Source organism: Candidatus Thiodiazotropha endoloripes (assembly GCF_001708965.1).
GTDB classification, from domain to species: domain Bacteria; phylum Pseudomonadota; class Gammaproteobacteria; order Chromatiales; family Chromatiaceae; genus Thiodiazotropha; species Thiodiazotropha endoloripes.
Map to the genome: position 1 here is coordinate 1,697,450 of NZ_LVJW01000006.1, position 17,956 is coordinate 1,715,405.

At 53.4% G+C, this 17,956-nt stretch carries 15 protein-coding genes; 12 read left to right on the forward strand and 3 right to left on the reverse strand.

Features of this window, described 5'->3' with window-relative positions:
* Window positions 1–486: 486 nt before the first annotated feature.
* Together A3193_RS18335 and A3193_RS18340 are read left to right on the forward strand one after the other, a co-directional pair.
* Window positions 487–1,818, forward strand: coding sequence for a (Fe-S)-binding protein (locus A3193_RS18335; RefSeq protein ID WP_069015458.1), 1,332 nt, complete (start codon window positions 487–489; stop codon window positions 1,816–1,818).
* A gap of 247 nt (window positions 1,819–2,065) precedes the next feature.
* The gene (locus A3193_RS18340; RefSeq protein WP_069015459.1) at window positions 2,066–2,914 is read left to right on the forward strand and encodes a CAP domain-containing protein; all 849 of its coding nucleotides are present in this window, start codon (window positions 2,066–2,068) and stop codon (window positions 2,912–2,914) included.
* 105 nt (window positions 2,915–3,019) lie between these two features.
* On the opposite strand, the gene rpsT is transcribed toward A3193_RS18340, so the two are convergent.
* Complete coding sequence (gene rpsT / locus A3193_RS18345) at window positions 3,020–3,280, reverse strand: 30S ribosomal protein S20 (RefSeq protein WP_069002795.1); 261 nt, start codon at window positions 3,278–3,280, stop codon at window positions 3,020–3,022.
* A 158-nt stretch (window positions 3,281–3,438) separates the two neighbouring features.
* On the opposite strand from rpsT, the gene murJ reads away from it, so the two are divergent.
* From murJ to A3193_RS18385, 8 genes are all read left to right on the forward strand, one after another.
* Window positions 3,439–4,980, forward strand: a complete 1,542-nt coding sequence (gene murJ / locus A3193_RS18350) for a murein biosynthesis integral membrane protein MurJ (protein WP_071933766.1) — start codon at window positions 3,439–3,441, stop codon at window positions 4,978–4,980.
* A 209-nt stretch (window positions 4,981–5,189) separates the two neighbouring features.
* Window positions 5,190–6,125, forward strand: coding sequence for a bifunctional riboflavin kinase/FAD synthetase (ribF, locus tag A3193_RS18355; RefSeq protein ID WP_069002798.1), 936 nt, complete (start codon window positions 5,190–5,192; stop codon window positions 6,123–6,125).
* A gap of 198 nt (window positions 6,126–6,323) precedes the next feature.
* Window positions 6,324–9,146, forward strand: a complete 2,823-nt coding sequence (gene ileS / locus A3193_RS18360) for an isoleucine--tRNA ligase (protein WP_069015461.1) — start codon at window positions 6,324–6,326, stop codon at window positions 9,144–9,146.
* 23 nt (window positions 9,147–9,169) lie between these two features.
* Window positions 9,170–9,637, forward strand: coding sequence for a signal peptidase II (gene lspA / locus A3193_RS18365; protein WP_069002801.1), 468 nt, complete (start codon window positions 9,170–9,172; stop codon window positions 9,635–9,637).
* A 73-nt stretch (window positions 9,638–9,710) separates the two neighbouring features.
* Window positions 9,711–10,916: an exo-beta-N-acetylmuramidase NamZ family protein gene (locus A3193_RS18370; RefSeq protein WP_069015462.1), complete on the forward strand. Its 1,206-nt coding sequence runs from the start codon at window positions 9,711–9,713 to the stop codon at window positions 10,914–10,916.
* A 130-nt stretch (window positions 10,917–11,046) separates the two neighbouring features.
* Window positions 11,047–11,613, forward strand: coding sequence for a hypothetical protein (locus A3193_RS18375; RefSeq protein WP_141694532.1), 567 nt, complete (start codon window positions 11,047–11,049; stop codon window positions 11,611–11,613).
* Between the two features lie 83 nt (window positions 11,614–11,696).
* Window positions 11,697–12,383, forward strand: coding sequence for an HAD family hydrolase (locus A3193_RS18380; protein WP_069015464.1), 687 nt, complete (start codon window positions 11,697–11,699; stop codon window positions 12,381–12,383).
* 332 nt (window positions 12,384–12,715) lie between these two features.
* Window positions 12,716–13,111, forward strand: a complete 396-nt coding sequence (locus A3193_RS18385) for a GFA family protein (protein ID WP_069015465.1) — start codon at window positions 12,716–12,718, stop codon at window positions 13,109–13,111.
* A 16-nt stretch (window positions 13,112–13,127) separates the two neighbouring features.
* On the opposite strand, the gene A3193_RS18390 is transcribed toward A3193_RS18385, so the two are convergent.
* Both A3193_RS18390 and gorA (A3193_RS18395) read right to left on the reverse strand, forming a co-directional pair.
* Window positions 13,128–13,727 (reverse strand): hypothetical protein, encoded by a 600-nt coding sequence (locus A3193_RS18390; protein WP_139116857.1) that lies wholly within the window; start codon window positions 13,725–13,727, stop codon window positions 13,128–13,130.
* Window positions 13,728–13,753: 26 nt separating this feature from the next.
* The gene (gene gorA, locus A3193_RS18395) at window positions 13,754–15,106 is read right to left on the reverse strand and encodes a glutathione-disulfide reductase (RefSeq protein ID WP_069002810.1); all 1,353 of its coding nucleotides are present in this window, start codon (window positions 15,104–15,106) and stop codon (window positions 13,754–13,756) included.
* Window positions 15,107–15,442: 336 nt separating this feature from the next.
* Between gorA (A3193_RS18395) and A3193_RS18400 the strand changes: the two genes are divergently transcribed.
* Together A3193_RS18400 and gorA (A3193_RS18405) are read left to right on the forward strand one after the other, a co-directional pair.
* Window positions 15,443–16,192 carry a glutathione peroxidase gene (locus A3193_RS18400; protein WP_069002811.1) on the forward strand — a complete coding sequence of 250 codons (750 nt, stop codon included), beginning with the start codon at window positions 15,443–15,445 and terminating at the stop codon, window positions 16,190–16,192.
* Window positions 16,193–16,262: 70 nt separating this feature from the next.
* The gene (gorA, locus tag A3193_RS18405; RefSeq protein WP_069002813.1) at window positions 16,263–17,654 is read left to right on the forward strand and encodes a glutathione-disulfide reductase; all 1,392 of its coding nucleotides are present in this window, start codon (window positions 16,263–16,265) and stop codon (window positions 17,652–17,654) included.
* Window positions 17,655–17,956 lie beyond the last annotated feature (302 nt).

Consider the following 17,956-nt stretch of genomic DNA (forward strand, 5'->3'; position numbering starts at 1 on the left):
ACCGGAAGATGGAATTTAATTCACATTAAAAAACTCTATTCATCACAAACTATTTGTGGAAAAGAGTTGCTTGTATCTGCCTTCAGATGGCGTAAGCAATCCTGCTTTGGAAATAAGAAAATGCTTTCTACTACTGCAGGCTGACTTAAATATCTGGTTTTTATATGCAAATAGTATTTATGGATGGAAATGCATAAATTGTCGGAATCATCATGTTTCGTTGTTGTAAGCACGACAATTCAGACTGCTTAATCTTTAAGGCTTACGGAGTGGAATTCGATTCCACGTAGTGTAACTGTCTCTTGTATATCCATGGTCTAGTAAGCATGGTCTGGATTCCATCATAAAAACCAGGGAGTTATGTGTGGTGGCAGCTTTGGTAACCTGCTCTGATAATTGCCAGATAAGCAACTGGTAAACTCAAACAGGTGAAATGGTATTGCTTTTGCAGTGGTTTTCCACTTCTCTCTTTAGTGAGTGGTGGTTATGAAGACATACCTGGATTGGTCGGAATATCGGGATGCCGGCATGGGAGATGCCTATGCGGATATACCCAAAATAGGTGGGGACTTTGCCAAGGCTGTAGCGGTCTGTATCAACAGCCGTCGTTGTGAAAGCCTTGCAAAAGGGGTGATGTGTCCCAGTTTCAGATTGGATGCAAATCCCGGCCTGTCGACTGGCGCCCGTGTTCGCTTACTGAAGGCGGCTCTCAATGGTGAATTGGGGAGTGGCGGCTTGCTTAGCCCCGAATTGGTTGAAGCCCTGGATCTCTGTGTCAGTTGCAAGGGCTGTCAGCGTGAGTGTGAAAACAATGTGGATATGTCACGCATCAAGATCGAGTATCTGGCCCAACTGAATGCCAGCAAGGGATTGTCTCTCAGAGCCAGATTATTTTCAGACCTACCGGAACTGCTGGCGAAACGCCACTGGCTGATCAAACTGATCGCCATCAGGAATCGTCACCCCTGGATCGCCACCCTGGCTGAGCGCCTGCTCGGTATCAGTGGAAAACTATCTTTACCGGAACCTGTTGATCTAACCCGGAAATATAACCTGAGGGAGATTGAGGATGGACAGCCAGTGGTGCTTTTTGCTGATACTTTTTGCAAACACTTCTCCCCTGACATCCTGGCTGCCGCAGTTGAGGTGCTGCAGGCGACGGGCTGTCAGGTCAGTCTGATTGGCGCAGCGGATGAGGAGGCGGGCTACTGTTGTGGTCGTACCTATCTGTCTCAAGGGCGTATTGATGAGGCGAGGCAACAGGCTGGCGAACTTTTACAGATGCTTGCACCTTATGCCCAGAAGGGGGTGCCTATAATTGGGCTTGAGCCTTCATGTCTACTCACCTTGAGAGATGAATACCGGGCTCTGGGGCTGGGGGAGGTGGCTGATCTTGTGGCCGGCAAGGCGGTGTTGTTTGAAGAGTTCCTGGCCAAGGGGATCAAGGGGGGTAAACTCAATCTCTCATGGTCTGAGCAGGCCATAGCAGAACAATCACCGGTTCTGGTGCATGGACACTGCCATCAAAAGGCGGTTGGGGCGATGAAGTCGATGCGTAAAGTGTTGAAACAGATACCCGGGCTCAGTTTCGAGATGATTGATGCTTCGTGTTGTGGCATGGCCGGTAGTTTTGGACTTGAAGCGGAGCACTATGAAACTGCGAAGGCGATGGCGCAACAGGCTTTACTGCCTGCACTGGAGTCCCGGCCAGAGGCATTGATCTTGGCGAATGGTTTCTCCTGTCGACATCAGATCGAGGTGCAAGCTGGCAGGCCCGCTCTGCATCTTGCCCAACTGATCCGCTTACTCATGGCATGACGGTTTTATTCAGGGCCCATTGGATGAGTGTTAACAGGCCCTAGATCATTTGAAACTGTTGTTGTGTGGAGTTGCATAATTAAACAGTGCGAACGTGCAAACCGTGAATTGCCTGCCTGGTCACGTAATATGTGCTCATAGATCTTAATTCCCTGATACCCGGCATGCCAGACTATATGCCATTGCCTTAGGGTCTAGGTAACAATAAAAATTCTGGAATTGCATCAATGCAAGGAGCAAGCAGATCATGAGCAGTCATGACAAAAATAAGCAGAACAATCGTTTCTCATTCTTACCGAAATTCAGCCTGGGGCTGGTGCTGAGTGCCACACTGATGGCCCCAATGGGTCTGCAGGCCGCTGTCTGGTTGCCTGAAGAGTTGGCGGTTGTGGATCTGGTCAACCTGCAGCGGAGTTTTCATAATCTCGATTCAGTGCAGAGGGATGATCGACTGCACGATTCCGCACTGGCACATTCCCAATCGATGGCGGACTACAATTTTTTCAGCCATACGACCCTCGCCGGTCCCGACAGCGGCTCAACTCCGGCTGACCGTATCAGTGACGGGGGGTATGACTACAACGGTTGGGGCGAAAACATCGCCGCCGGTCAGGGGCGGGCGGCGCCTCTCTATAACACGCCTTCGACGGCCATCGATGCGGCTCGCGATGTGATGTACGGCACAGAGGATTTCAATGAGATCAATGATTTCTTCACATCACAATTTGATCTCGGCGCATCAGGTTGGGATACCCTTGGAGTTGGGCTCGATGGCAGCCATTGGGACGCCTGGTATGACGAGACGGGAGGCTCCGGTGGCTGGATGGGAAGCGCCGGCCATCGAAATACTATTCTGAATGGCGTGTTTGATGATCTGGGAGTGGGTTATGTCTGGGATGGCGCTGACATCCCACCCATACAGTTGGACAGCGGCACGTTCCTGGATCCTCTCTACACCTATTGGACCCAGCACTTTGCCTTTGGTGACTCAGTAGAGGAGCCAGCTCCAGTGCCGCTGCCTGGGGCTTTCTGGCTGTTGGGCTCCGGCCTGCTTGGCATGGTCTGGGTCGGACGTCGGCGGGAGGAGTCTGTCTGATCAGTGGTGATCGCATCGGAAACCCTGTGAAACAGGGCCGTCTGCCCGCATGAGGCAGAAAAAAACCGGCCGAGGGCCGGTTTTTTATCGATTCTATAAAGCCTGTTACAGTGCTTTGATCTGCACGTTCAGACGACTCTTATGCCGAGCAGCCTTGTTCTTGTGAATCAGACCTTTGCTGACAGAGCTGTCGATCACCGGAACGGCCAGCTTGTAGGCTTCCGTGGCGGCATCCTTAGATCCGGTCGCAATGGCTTTGGCGACATTCTTGATATGGGTACGCATTTCACTACGCTGGGCCTGATTACGGCTGTGGCGCTTGTTGGCTTGGCGTGCGCGTTTGCGAGCTTGGGCTGAATTGGCCAAGGTTCTCTCCTGGACGATACTAGCTTTTCAAAGGGGGCGAATTCTCTCCAAAAAAATGCTCCCTGTCAACATCTTTGATCTATCCGGTTTCTACTGGTATTGTCGCCGGATCACTAGAAATGGCGATTTATCAACCAGATTGATGTAAGGAACAGATCCTGGCCTCTTTTTTCCGCTCATTCGCTGCAGTTGGTAGCTACACCATGCTCTCGCGTATCCTGGGATTTGTGCGGGATCTGGTGCTTGCACGGATGTTCGGTGCAAATGCGGCCACCGATGCCTTCTTCGTCGCCTTCAAGATCCCCAACTTTCTACGCCGTTTATTTGCGGAGGGAGCCTTTTCCGTAGCCTTTGTACCGGTACTCAGTGAATACCGTACACAGCGTCCTGAGGGTGAACTGCGTGGGTTCGTCGACAATATGGCAGGTACCCTGGGGCTGATCGTGCTGCTGGTCTCCCTGGTCGGTGTGATTGCTGCACCGGTACTGGTGATGATCTTTGCACCAGGCTTCTGGAATGAAGCCGAGGGTAAATATGAGCTGACGGTAGAGATGCTCTATCTCACCTTCCCCTATCTGTTCTTCATTACCCTGACCGCATTTGCCGGTAGCATCCTGAATGCTCACAACCGTTTTTCCGTGCCGGCATTCACCCCGGTGCTGCTCAATCTCTCGTTGATCGGTTGTGCTGTATGGCTGTCGCCGATGCTGGATGAGCCGGTCAAAGGATTGGCCTGGGGTGTGTTGATCGCAGGGATTGTCCAGTTCCTCTTTCAGTTGCCCTTTCTTGGACGGATACGCCTGTTGCCGAGACCCAGGGTGGCGTTCAAGGATCCGGGGGTGAAGCGGGTGATGCGGCTGATGATCCCGGCGCTGTTTGGCGTTTCCGTCAGTCAGCTCAACCTGCTACTCGATACCCTGATCGCCTCTTTTCTGGTCAGTGGCAGTATCTCCTGGCTCTACTATTCAGACCGCTTGATGGAGTTTCCTGTCGGGGTATTGGGGGTGGCGCTGGGTACGGTGATTCTGCCCAACCTCTCACGAAAACATGCCGAGGCATCCGCCACGGAGTTTTCCCGTACTCTGGATTGGGCGCTGCGTCTCAACCTGATTCTGGGTGTGCCGGCTGCGGTTGGTCTGTTTCTGCTTGCCGGTCCGATGCTGGCAACCCTGTTTTTCTCCGATGCCTTCAACCGCCATGATGTGGATATGGCGACGTTGAGTCTGATGGCCTATACACCCGGCCTGATGGCGATTATGTTGATCAAGATATTGGCACCGGGTTTTTATGCCCGCCAGGACACCAAAACGCCGGTCAGAATCGGTATCATTGCGATGGTCGCCAACATGGTTCTCAACCTTTTGTTGGTCTTTCCTCTGGCCCATGCCGGTTTGGCACTGGCCACAACCCTCTCTTCCTGGCTGAATGCCTACCTTCTCTATCGTGCACTGATCAAGCAGGGGATCTATCGGCCCGAATCCGGCTGGCCGATGCTGCTTTTACGTATCACTCTCTCCGCCCTGGCCATGGGATTGATGCTTTGGTGGGGTGCCGGGGCGGTCGATGGCTGGCTGGAAGTGGGTAGTTGGGATCGGGTCTGGCGTCTGGCCGGATTGATCGTGATTGCCATGCTGCTCTATTTTTCAATCTTTTTCCTGTTTGGTGGCCGGTTAAGCCACTTTCGCTCCCTGAAAAACTGAATCCATTACGGCCAATCAGACGTATTCTCAATAGCGACAGTGATTTTGGTATAGCTGCGTGTTGTCTGCCTGGATAGGGGTGTTTTTACTATCCAGGGCAGACCTTTTTCCCACAGGATCCGGTATAAACCTCCTAATCTTTATAGATAGGGATGCTCAATCGTGCCGCAGGGCCTATAATTGACCGCTTCGTTCAGAGTGGTTTCCCTATGCAACTGGTTCGCGGTCTACACAATCTCAGAGCTGATCATCACGGCTGTGTTGCCACTATTGGCAATTTTGACGGGGTACATCTGGGGCATCAGTCGGTCTTCAGTCATCTGCTGGAGAAGGGCGAGTTGCTGGGCCTGCCAACCACTGTGGTGACCTTTGAGCCTCAGCCCCGTGAGTTCTTTCAGGGGGAGAACGCCCCCGCACGCCTGACCCGTCTGCGGGAGAAGTTACAGGCGATCGAGGAGACAGGGGTTGAGCGGGTCGTGGTATTGGAGTTCAACCGACGTCTGGCCTCCATGTCGGCCGATGAATTTGTCGAAGAGCTTTTAGTCGAGGGATTGGGGGTACGCTTTCTCTCGGTTGGTGACGATTTCCGCTTTGGCCGTGGTCGGGAAGGGGACTTCGAGTTACTCAAAACAGCCGGCAGGCAACATGGTTTTGAAGTTGAGAACATGAATACCTATCGCCTGGATGCGGATCGTGTCAGCAGTACCAGAATACGCGAGCTGCTGACTCAGGGGGATCTGCAGGGAGCCGCCCTCTGTCTGGGTAGACCCTACCGGATCTGTGGCCGGGTTGGGCATGGCGCCAAAAAGGGCAGAACCATCGGTTTCCCCACCATGAATATCGATCTGCACCGACGGGTCAGTCCGCTCGATGGGGTGTTTGCGGTGAAGGTAGGTGGGCTTGAAGAGCAGCCTTTGCCCGGTGTGGCGAACATCGGTGTGCGCCCGATGGTGGCCGGGGATACCCGCTATCTGCTGGAGGTCTTTCTGTTCGATTTTGATCGCTCGGTCTATGGTGAGCATGTCTCGGTGGAGTTTGTGGAAAAGCTCAGGGATCAGGAGAACTTTGAGTCATTTGAGGCGTTGCGTGAGCAGATCCTGCTGGATGCGGATCAGGCTAAAGCCATATTGGCCGGTGCGGGCTGATCCAGAGCCGCATTGCCGCGCGTTCCCGTCGCTTCCCGTCAGACTCACAACAGGGCAGTTATGACTTGAAAGGCAGTGGATCGGCGGCTTTCCCGGCTGTGATAGCGTATGTTTAACATTTATCAGCGGAAACTTTGCGCCAGAGGCGTTTTTAAGTTTCAATATCCTATTTTTTGCACCCCTGACAGGTAGCAGTTAGTGAGCGACTACAAGCAGACTCTTAATCTTCCAAAAACCGATTTTCCAATGCGGGGGAATCTGGCTCAGCGCGAGCCTGAAATGTTGAAAAAATGGCAGCAGCGCGAGCTCTACCAAAAGATCCGCGAGGCCTCTGCAGGCCGGCCGGCATTTCACCTGCATGACGGGCCTCCCTATGCCAACGGTGATATTCACATTGGCCATGCGGTTAACAAGATTCTCAAGGATATCATTGTAAAGAGTCGTACTCTGGATGGCTTCGATGCCCCCTATGTGCCGGGTTGGGACTGTCACGGTCTGCCGATTGAGCTGCAGGTCGAGAAGAAGATCGGCAAACCGGGCAAGAAAATCACCACCACTCAGTTCCGCAAGGCGTGCCGCGAGTATGCCGCCAAACAGGTGAAGGGTCAGCGGGAGGATTTCATCCGGCTCGGGGTGCTGGGTGACTGGGATCACCCCTATCTCACCATGGATCACCAGTTCGAGGCGGATATCATTCGCTCACTGGGTAAGATCGTCGCCAATGACCATATTCAGAAGGGCTACAAGCCGGTCCATTGGTGTACCGACTGTGGCTCCGCCCTGGCCGAGGCGGAGGTTGAGTATCAGGATAAGGACTCCTTCGCGATCGATGTGGCTTTCGCTCTGGTGGATGAGGCGGCACTGCTGGACCGCTGCCACCATGTACCCGAAGGGGGTGGCGAGGGGCCGATCTCGTTTGTCATCTGGACCACCACACCCTGGACCCTGCCTGCCAACCAGGCGGTGGCGCTGAATCCCTCTTACGAATATGCGATGGTCGAGTATGAGAGTGAGCAGGGCAAGCGGCGTCTGGTGATTGCCGACGATATGCTCAAGGATGTGATGGATCGTTTCGGTATCGAACACTACCATGTGGTGGCCTATGCCAAAGGGGAGGCCTTTGAAGGTTTGATGCTGCAGCACCCCTTTTACGATCGCCAGGTACCGGTCATTCTGGGCGAGCATGTCACTCTGGAGGCGGGTACCGGTGCGGTGCACACGGCGCCAGGTCATGGCCTGGATGACTATTTTGTGGGTATGCGCTACAACCTGCCGGTGGATAACCCGGTGGGCGGTAATGGCTGCTTCGTCGAGGCTACTGAACTGTTTGCCGGACTGCATGTGCTCTCCGCCAACGAACAGGTGATCGAGGTTCTGCAGTCACGGGGTGCGCTGATGCACGAAGAGCGGCTGCGACACAGTTATCCGCACTGTTGGCGCCATAAAACCCCGATCATCTTCCGTGCAACGCCGCAATGGTTTGTCAGCATGGATCAGAGCGGGCTGCGGCAGCAGGCGCTGCAGGAGATCGAGAAGGTCAACTGGATGCCCGATTGGGGCAAGGCCCGTATTCAGGGAATGGTAGGGAACCGCCCAGACTGGTGTATCTCCCGTCAACGTACCTGGGGAGTACCGATCACCCTGTTCATCCACAAACAGAATGGGCAGCTTCACCCTGATACACCGGTATTGATTGAAAAGGTCGCTCAGCTGGTTGAGGGGCAGGGTTTTGAAGCCTGGTTCAATCTCGAACTGGATCAGTTCCTCGGTGAGGCGGCGGCCGACTATGAGCAGGTGACCGATACCCTGGATGTCTGGTTCGATTCCGGTGTCTCTCACCACTGTGTACTGGATGCCAGAGAGAACCTGGCTTTTCCCGCCGACCTCTATCTGGAAGGCTCCGACCAGCATCGTGGTTGGTTTCAATCCTCGCTGATGACCTCGGTGGCGATGAATGGTTGTGCCCCCTACAAGGCGGTACTGACCCATGGTTTCACTGTCGATGCTCAGGGGCGCAAGATGTCCAAGTCCTTGGGTAACGTGGTAGCGCCACAGAAGGTGCTGAAAACCCTGGGGGCGGATATCATTCGTCTGTGGGTTGCCGCCACGGACTATCGCAATGAGATGACCGTCTCCGACGAAATTCTCAAGCGTACCGCAGATGCCTATCGCAGGATCCGTAATACGGCCCGCTTTCTGCTTTCCAATCTGAACGGTTTCGATCCAAAGCAGAATCTGCTCGAACCTTCACAGATGATCGAGCTGGATCGCTGGGCGGTGGATCGCACCCTGCAACTGCAGCAGGAGATCGCCGAAGCCTACGGGGATTATCAGTTCCATGTCATCTACCAGAAGATTCATAACTTCTGTGTCAATGAGTTGGGCGGTTTCTACCTGGATATCATCAAGGATCGTCAATATACCACTCAGGCAGATAGTCTGCCCCGGCGCTCCTGCCAGACGGCGATGTACCACATCATCGAGGCGATGGTGCGTTGGCTGGCGCCGATTCTCAGTTTTACTGCGGATGAGATCTGGCAGTCGATTCCCGGTGAGCGCAGCGAGAGTGTGTTTCTGGAGACCTGGTATGAGGGGCTCTATGCTCTGGATCAGGATGACCGATTCAATGCGGATTATTGGCAGCAGATCATCAATCTGCGTGAAGCGGTCAGCAAGGCGATGGAATCGTTTCGCGCGGAAGGTAACTCCTCCCTGGATGCGGATGTCACCATCTATGCAAACGATGAGTTGATTGACGCTCTGGCGCAGCTGGAGGATGAACTGCGCTTCGTGTTGATCACCTCGGATGCCAGGGCACTGCCGATGGCACAAAAGCCGGATCAGGTCGAGCTGGATGAAACCCTGGGAGTTGGCGTTCAGGTCACCGCGTCAGCGCATGCCAAGTGTGTCCGCTGCTGGCACCACAGGGAAGATGTGGGGAGTCATGCGGAGCATCCGGAGCTCTGTGGCCGTTGTGTGGAGAATGTCAGCGGAACCGGTGAACCCCGGCGCTTTGCCTGAGACATTTTCAAAGGGATATCGAAATGATCAACTGGTTGTGGCTCTCCTTTGTTGTGATCTTGCTGGATCAGTTGACCAAGCAGCTGGCCGACAGAATGCTGACCCTTTACGAGCCGGTCTATGTGTTGCCGATATTTGATCTGACCCTGCTCTACAACAAGGGTGCGGCATTCAGCTTTCTCAGCGATCAGGGGGGCTGGCAGCGCTGGTTCTTTACCGTACTCGCCATCGTGGTGACCACGGTTCTCACCGTCTGGCTGTGGCGTTTGAAGCAGCAGGAGAAGTGGGTGGCCGTCTCCCTCTCGCTGATCATTGGGGGTGCGATTGGTAATGTGATCGACCGCATCCTGTTTGGTCATGTGATCGACTTTCTGCACTTTCACTATCAACAGCACTATTGGCCCGCATTCAATATCGCCGACTCAGCCATCACCCTCGGTGTGGGGATTATGTTGTACGATGCCTTGGTGCTGGCGAAGAAACGCGACTGAAATCGATTGGAGTAGTTTTAACAGGCCCTAGCAGGTCAAGCCTCTTATTTCGCTGAGTGAGGATCGTCCCGGAATGAAGTTCGGAATTGACCGTCTGATCGAGGAAGCTGCACTGCGGCGTCCTTTGGCTGGGAAGCGTATCGCTTTGCTCGCTCATCCAGCCTCAACCACTGCTGATCTGACCCATAGCCTGGATGCTCTGGCAGCGCTGCCGGATATTGAGTTGACGGCTGCGTTCGGTCCTCAACATGGCCTACGTGGCGACAAGCAGGACAACATGGTTGAGAGCGGTGATGAGTATGACGCCCGTCTCGGTATTCCGGTATTCAGTCTGTATGGGGAAGTGCGCCGTCCTACGGCAGAGATGCTGGATAGTTTCGATCTGCTGCTGGTGGACCTGCAGGATCTTGGCTGTCGCATCTATACCTTCATCACCACCCTGCGTTATATGCTGGAAGCAGCCGCGGATCATGGTAAAGCGGTCTGGCTGCTTGATCGCCCCAATCCGGCCGGCAGACCGGTTGAAGGTCTGATGCTGCGTGATGGTTGGGAGAGTTTTGTCGGCGCCGGGCCAATGCCGATGCGACATGGGTTGACTCTGGGTGAGATGGCCCTGTGGTTCATCAGTCACTTCAAGCTCGATGTTGAGTGTGAAGTGATTACGATGAGGGGCTGGCAACCTGATTCGGCACCGGGCTACGGTTGGCCGTTGGCTGAGCGGACATGGATCAACCCCAGTCCGAATGCGCCCAATCTGTCGATGGCCAGATGCTATGCAGGGACCGTGATGCTGGAAGGCACTACCCTGTCCGAAGGGCGTGGCACCACCAGGCCCCTGGAGCTGTTTGGAGCGCCGGATATCGATGCTTCAGCGTTGATGAAAACCATGCTTGAGTTGAGCCCCGCTTGGCTTGAAGGGTGTCGGTTACGCCCTTGCTGGTTTGAGCCAACCTTCCATAAGCATGCCGGTCACCTCTGTCAGGGGATTCAGATCCATGTGGACAGTGAAGCGCACTACCGGCATGGCAGTTTCAAACCCTGGCGTCTCCAGGCGCTGGCTTTCAAGGCATTGCGCCAGTTACAGCCCGATTATCCCCTGTGGCGTGATTTCCCCTATGAGTATGAGTTTGAGCGGCTTGCCATCGATCTAATCAATGGTTCCGGCTTACTGCGGGAGTGGGTCGATAATCCTGATGCTTCAGTTGAGGATCTCGATGCCCTGGCTATGGTGGATGAGGCAGCATGGTATCAGGCAACTGAGCGATTCAAGCTGTATTGAATTGAGTGGCAATGGGTATCAACCATTCCCATATGAAAACCATATCTCTATTTATTGTTTATGTTTGTAAAGGTTCCGTAAACCGATTATGAAAACCAATCAGTTTTCCCTTTCTATGATAGTTGCTGCAATGCTCACACTTACCGCCTGCAGTGATCGCAATCAATCGGACGAACAAACCCCGCTACAGCAACAGCAAAGCCAACCAGCACAAACCATATCACTGCCATTGAAAAACCCGAGTTTCGAAGAGTCGGATCAGTTCGTGAAAGGCTGGGGATTCTCACAGCATGCGGGGGAGCCAGCCTACGAGGTATCCATCGACACCACCGATAGTACCGATGGCAAAAACAGCTACCGTATTGAGCGCAAGCTGGTACAAGCCTGGGGAATGATCAATCAATGGTTGCCGCTGGATAGCACGGTGGGCAAATCGATCAAGCTGAGTGCCATGATCAAAAGCGAAGCGCTGGGCCCGAAAGGGTTCGATCTTAGCTTGGTGTTTCGCAAAGCCAACAAGAAATTCATTAGCGAAATCTCTTCAGAGATTGTAACGGGCAACCGTGAGTGGCAGCGGATTGAAGTTACTGCGGTTGTCCCGGCCAAGGCAGCTCATTTACAGATTACCGCAGTATTGAATGATGCGGGTACGGCCTGGCTGGATGATGTGCAGCTTACCCTTGTCGATAAGCCGTGATATGTAAACAGAGTTTTAGGCTGAGCATCAGGAGCATTCTGCAGTGACTCTATGACAGTCCCACCCAAGGGAGAAGGGGGAGCATGGTGTTTGAAGCGAAAAAGGCGATTCTGCTGGATATGAACGGTACCTTCATGTTTGACGAAGACCGCTTCGGCAGCGACGAAGACTATTCGGAGTACTACCATGGAATCGGTGGCAAGCTGGGGAAGCGTTCTATCAATCGCTTGATTGCAAAGACTTATGCTTATCTGGATGCGCGCTATCCTGATGAACGTTACAGGGATAATTTTCCGAGCGTAAAAGAGGCCATTTCTGCGGTGGCTGATTCAGCTCTGTCCCGTTCGGAGATTGATAGAATCATCAGCACTTTTTCATTTCATGAGCATGGTCATATACCGGATCAGTATGTTGAAGCATTGCTGACGCTTGCAAGCAGGTTTACGCTTGCCGCAGTGATCGATATCTGGGCGCCAAAGGAGAGGTGGTTGAGAACCTTCAGCGACAGGGGAGTTGACGACCTGTTCAACGCTGTCTCATTTTCATCGGATCATGGCATGGTGAAACCCTCCCCCAAACCTTTCAAAACTACTGTACAGTCGCTTGGTTATAGTGAGCAGGATTGTCTGGTTATCGGTGATTCGGTCAGGCGGGATCTTGAGGCTGCAATCGCTGCCGGTGTGGAATGTGTACTTGTGGGCGGGGCTCATGACAGTAGGGCGGTAGCCTGTTATCCCAATCTGCTGGCCTTCAAAGATGATTGTTGTTGAGCCACTATTAACGTCAGAAAATCAAATAGGCGGGGATGTTAACTCCCCTCTCCCCTTGTGGGAGAGGGGCCGGGGGAGAGGGGGAGAATTGGCACCTCACTCTTTATAAGAAATCAACGCGATAAGAATCAAGTATCAATCAGATTTTTATCTTTTAGTCAGGTGAAACGCTTCGCGTTCACCCTCTCCCCAACCCCTCTCCCGTTGTATAGACCGGTGTCAAGGGAGAGGGGCTTATGCTCTTGCTGCCGGGAAGATTGAAAGTTAACAGGCCCTAATATGCTAAGCATCATGAACAGTCTGTTCATGCCAGGTGAAAAAAGGAGATAGAGATGGCAATTACAGGTTCGTGTGCCTGTGGTGAAGTGACCTATAAGATTGATGGGGAGTTGCATGATGCGGCTGCCTGCCACTGTTCCATGTGCAGGAAGGCCAGTGGATCCCAATCCTCTGCATTTGCGCTGATTGAGCCGGGCAAGCTGTCGTGGTTGAGTGGTGAAGCGCTGTTGACTCACTATCAATCTTCGGAAGCCATGGGGAATTTTTTCTGTAGCAGATGCGGTTCCCCGCTAGCTGGAACTTACCAGGGTGTGATCGGCTGGGTTAGCTTGGGATCTGTCGATGGAGAGCCTGGGGTAAAGGTGGAGAAACACGTTTTCATGGGGAGTAAAGCGGCTTGGGAGACCAGTCCGGGTGATGTGCTTCAGTTTGATGAGTATGCCGATTGATCGATGTGGCGCTGAACTATTTGCAGAATGCCGACACACGCATGTCATCCTGCGGGTCAACAATCCTCCAGTCATCCAGAGGTTTGATGCAGTAGGTATAACCTTGTTCAGTAACCACTCTGATTGTGCCGTCGGCCCGTGTCGAAAGGTTCGGTGCTTCCCTTTTGGGGTTTAACGCCTGATCGAGGGTTGCCGATACTGAGTTTTTATTTTCTATGGTATCCGCCTGTTCCTCGTCGATCACCAGATTACGGCTGATCTCTTTCGATGATGAAAGAATCCTGGCAGATGTGATTTTATCTGCTGTCGTTTCTGTTATCGGTTGCTGTCGTTCGTTGAGTTCAGCCTGATTGGTTGGTGACGGGGGCTTGTCATGGTGCTTGGGTTCCGCTGTCTGAGTTGGACTCCTCTGCTGTTTCGGCATCGAGACCTGTTGGTGATTTTCGTGTGGTGTGCTGGTCCTGATTGGTGACTCGATGGTAATCCGGATCATAGCGGGTTGGTGATAAGAGGAGGACTCTGTCAGGTAACGCCACAATCTGTCACCCAGGTACCAGGTCAAGAGAAAATGCATCGCAACGGATAGGATGAGTGCTGATGCGAGAGTTCTGCTCAATGTTTCGTCCCTGAGTCGATGTCGGTCTAGCGCATGGTTACCAACTCTTCAGCAGCGCTTGGGTGAATCGCAATGGTGTCATCGAAATCCTTTTTCGTCGCACCCATGCGCATCGCCACCGCGAAACCCTGCAGCATCTCATCCGCACCGATCCCGATGACATGACAGCCGACCACTTTCTCTCTGGCGCCAACTGTAACCAGTTTCATCGCCATCTTGCTCTGATGTTTGGTGAAGGCGTGATACATGGGTGTGAATCTGGATTGGTAGATCTTTACCGCATCCCCATGAATCTCCCGGGCTTCACTTTCGGTCAGGCCGACAGTGGCGATAGGCGGGTGGCTGAAGACAACCGTCGGGATCAGATCATAGTCGAGCTTCCGCTCAGACATGTTGCCAAACAGCCGGTCACCGAGTCGTCGTCCCGCAGCGATGGCAACCGGTGTCAGTTGAGCCCTGCCGGTGACATCACCGATGGCATATACACCGGCCAGGTTGGTGTTCTGCCACTCATCGGTGGGGATGTGGCCCTGCTCATCCGTTACAATGCCTGCCATTTCCAGGTTCATGCCACTGGAAGCCGGTGCTCTGCCGATGGCCCATAGCAGTTGATCAAATCGACCCAGCTGTTGTCCGGTGTCGGCACAGATCAGTTCAAGCTCCTCGTCATCCTGTTTTTTCACTTCGCCGATTTGCGACGAGGTGATGATATTGACGCCGCCATCCATCATCTCCTCCATCAGGCACTCCCGCAACATGGCATCGAACGGTCTGAGCAGATGCTCTCTTCTCAACAGCAGGGTAACATCGCTGCCAAGGGCGTTGAGCAGGCCGGCGATCTCAACCGCAATATAGCCGCTGCCCACTACGGCGACCCGTTGTGGCAGTGTTTCCAGCTCAAAAAAACCATCTGAAGTGATGCCGTGTTCTGCCCCCGGTATGGAGGGTACAACCGGATAGGCGCCTGGGGCGATGACGATATGTTCGGCCTGCAACTGCTCGCCATTCACCTCCAGAGTATGGGCATCGATGAACCTGGCGTAACCGGTAATCTCATCGATATCGGAGTCCTTCAGATAGGTGTGATACCAGCTGTTGATACCGGATACATACTCATCCCGGTGTTGCTTCAGGGTTTCCCAGGAGAAGCCGTTGATGGCGATGTCAAAGCCGTAATCGGTTGCATCGTGCAGGGTATGGGCGATACCGGCCCCGTACCACATGACCTTCTTTGGTACACAACCCAGATTGACGCAGGTACCGCCGATCCGCTTGGCTTCGATAACGGCGCATTTGGCGCCATATTTGGCGGCGCGTTCCGCCACTGAGAGACCGCCACTTCCGGCACCGATGGCGATCAGGTCATATTTTTTAGTCATTGTTCTACCTTGGTAACGGGTGATTTATCCAAACCACTCTATGACAGAGCGCTCGCTCAGGCCATAGGACAGATTTAAATGGTCAAAGTGCCGGATCGTTACAATTTTGTCGGTTCTCGAAATCTGTTAGTACGGTGTGGCTCTGACTCAATCGGCTTGGCCGCTCAGTGGCCGGTCGGGGAGTGGAATCGTGTCAGATTGGTGGATGGTATGAGTGATAAATTAATAATAGGAAATATATATTAATAAGATCGTAATATACGATTTTATCAATTCATGATTATTCCGTAGAGTGCGCTTCAAGCTTATTTGAACCACACACTTCTGGAGAAAAAGATGTTAGAGAATCGTGAAAATCAGAGAGTCCCTCAGGTTACCTTCCGCACCCGCCGTGAGCACGAATGGGTGGATCTCAGCAGTGATGAGATCTTCAATGGCAGAACCGTGGTGGTATTTGCCCTGCCGGGCGCCTTCACGCCCACCTGCTCATCCACCCACGTACCCCGTTACAACCAGCTGACCCCGCTGTTCAAGCGTCACGGTGTCGACGAGGTGGTCTGTGTCTCGGTCAATGACGCCTTTGTGATGAATGAGTGGCAGTTGGAGCAGCAGGCCGATCGCATCCGCTTTCTGCCCGATGGAAACGGTGATTTCACCCGTGGCATGGGCATGCTGGTGTCGAAACAGGATCTCGGCTTTGGGGAGCGCTCCTGGCGTTACTCGATGCTGGTGAAGGATGGTGTCATCGAGAAGATGTTTATCGAACCGGATCTGCCTGGAGATCCTTTTGAAGTCTCGGATGCGGATAACATGCTGGCCTATCTGGCACCCAATGAGCAGCAACCGATGGATGTCACCCTGTTCACCCGAGAAGGGTGCCCCTTCTGTGTGCGGGCGAAAGGCATGTTAAGGGATGCGGATATCGAGTTTGAAGAGCTGGTGCTGAACAAGAACTACAGTGAAAGCAGTCTGCGAGCGGTGGCCGGTATCTCGATGGTACCTCAGGTATTCATCAATGGTGAACGGATTGGCGGCTCAGATGATCTGGAACAGTATCTGGCAGCACAACAGAGGTCTGCAGCCTAGATTGTTTTGATGGGATCCAGTCAGCCATGCTGGCTGGATCGATTCTCCTGGCAGGATTTTGGTGAACAGTATGAACAGACATTTTGATTTGATTGCCATCGGTGGCGGCAGTGGTGGTTTGGCGGTGGCTGAACGGGCGGTGCAGCATGGCCGAAGGGTTGCCGTGGTGGAACCGGGGAAGCTGGGTGGTACCTGCGTGAACAACGGTTGTGTACCCAAGAAGGTGATGTGGACGGCAGCCGAACTGGCCCATGCGGTTGATGATGCTGCAGGTTACGGAGTTACAGTGCAACGGGGCCGGACCGACTGGTCGAAACTGGTCTCGGGTCGGCAAAGTTATGTGCAGCGTATCAATCGCTACTGGGATGAATATATTGAACAACTTGGCGTGACCCATCTGCAAGGTTACGCCCGCCTGATCGGTCCTGGAGAGATCGAAGTCGATGGGGAGATCTATGCCGCAGATCATATTGTGATTGCAACCGGTGGACAGCCGATCGTGCCGCCACTACCCGGTGCTGAGCTGGGGATCACCTCCGATGGGTTTTTTGCCCTGCAGGAGCAGCCCGAGAAAGTGGCGGTTATCGGTGGTGGTTACATCGGTGTTGAACTGGCCGGGGTGCTCTCGGCGCTGGGCTCCCAGGTGACTCTGGTTGCGCTTGAGTCACGTCTGCTTGAGATGTTCGATCCCATGCTCAGTCAGGTGTTGATGCGTGAGATGGCCAAACAGGGTGTGGAGCAAAAGCTCTCTTTTCAGGTAAGCGGTCTGCTTGAAGGTGATGATGGAATGACACTTCAGGGAAGCCTGGGTGAACAGTTGAGCGGTTTCGATCAAGTGATCTGGGCGGTTGGGCGTGTGCCCAATACGGCTCAACTCAATCTGGCTGAAATCGGTGTTGAGGTATTGGATAACGGAATCGTGGTAACAGATGATTACCAGAACACCAACATTCCCGGCATCTATGCCATTGGCGATATCACCGGACGGACACCTTTGACTCCGGTTGCGATTGCCGCCGGACGTCGTCTGGCAGATCGTCTATTCGACCATCGGACGAACAGTCGGGTCGATTACGACAATATACCCAGCGTGGTGTTTTCACATCCACCAGTTGCCACGGTCGGTCTGACGGAATCTCAGGCACGGGCCTTTCATGAGAATGTCAGGGTCTATCAGACTGAGTTCACGCCGATGCGTCATGCTCTATCATCAAGGGATACGACGACGGCAATGAAGTTGATCTGTAGCGGTGATCAGGAGCGGGTGGTCGGTATCCATCTGATTGGCGATCACGTGGATGAGATGATGCAGGGTTTTGCGGTGGCGGTGAAGATGGGCGCGACCAAGGCCGATCTGGATAACACGATTCCGATACATCCGGTCAGTGCCGAAGAGTTGGTGACGATGAAAGTGCCACAAGCTGAATCCGTTGTGGATGGTCCGATAAGGCAAGCAGTTTAGATATAAATCGAATGACTGCTGTCCCGTTAACATTGATCGGTATGATGCTATCGGGTTAATTTCAGTTGCTTTCTCCAGCCTATCGGGATTAGTGTCATGAAACGAGATAACCAAGAAGATGAAGCTTGGAAAAAACTTCAATCATCAGCATGCCAAGCGGATGGCGAGAGTGGCTCCCCCCCCCCCCCTCCGGGGGGGGGGCGGGGGGGGGGGGGGGGGGGGGGGGTGCTTTTATGTATCTTCTTGGTTGATTTTGAGTTAAAGGGACAGCCGTAAAATCTATTGAATGATATCTCTATTTT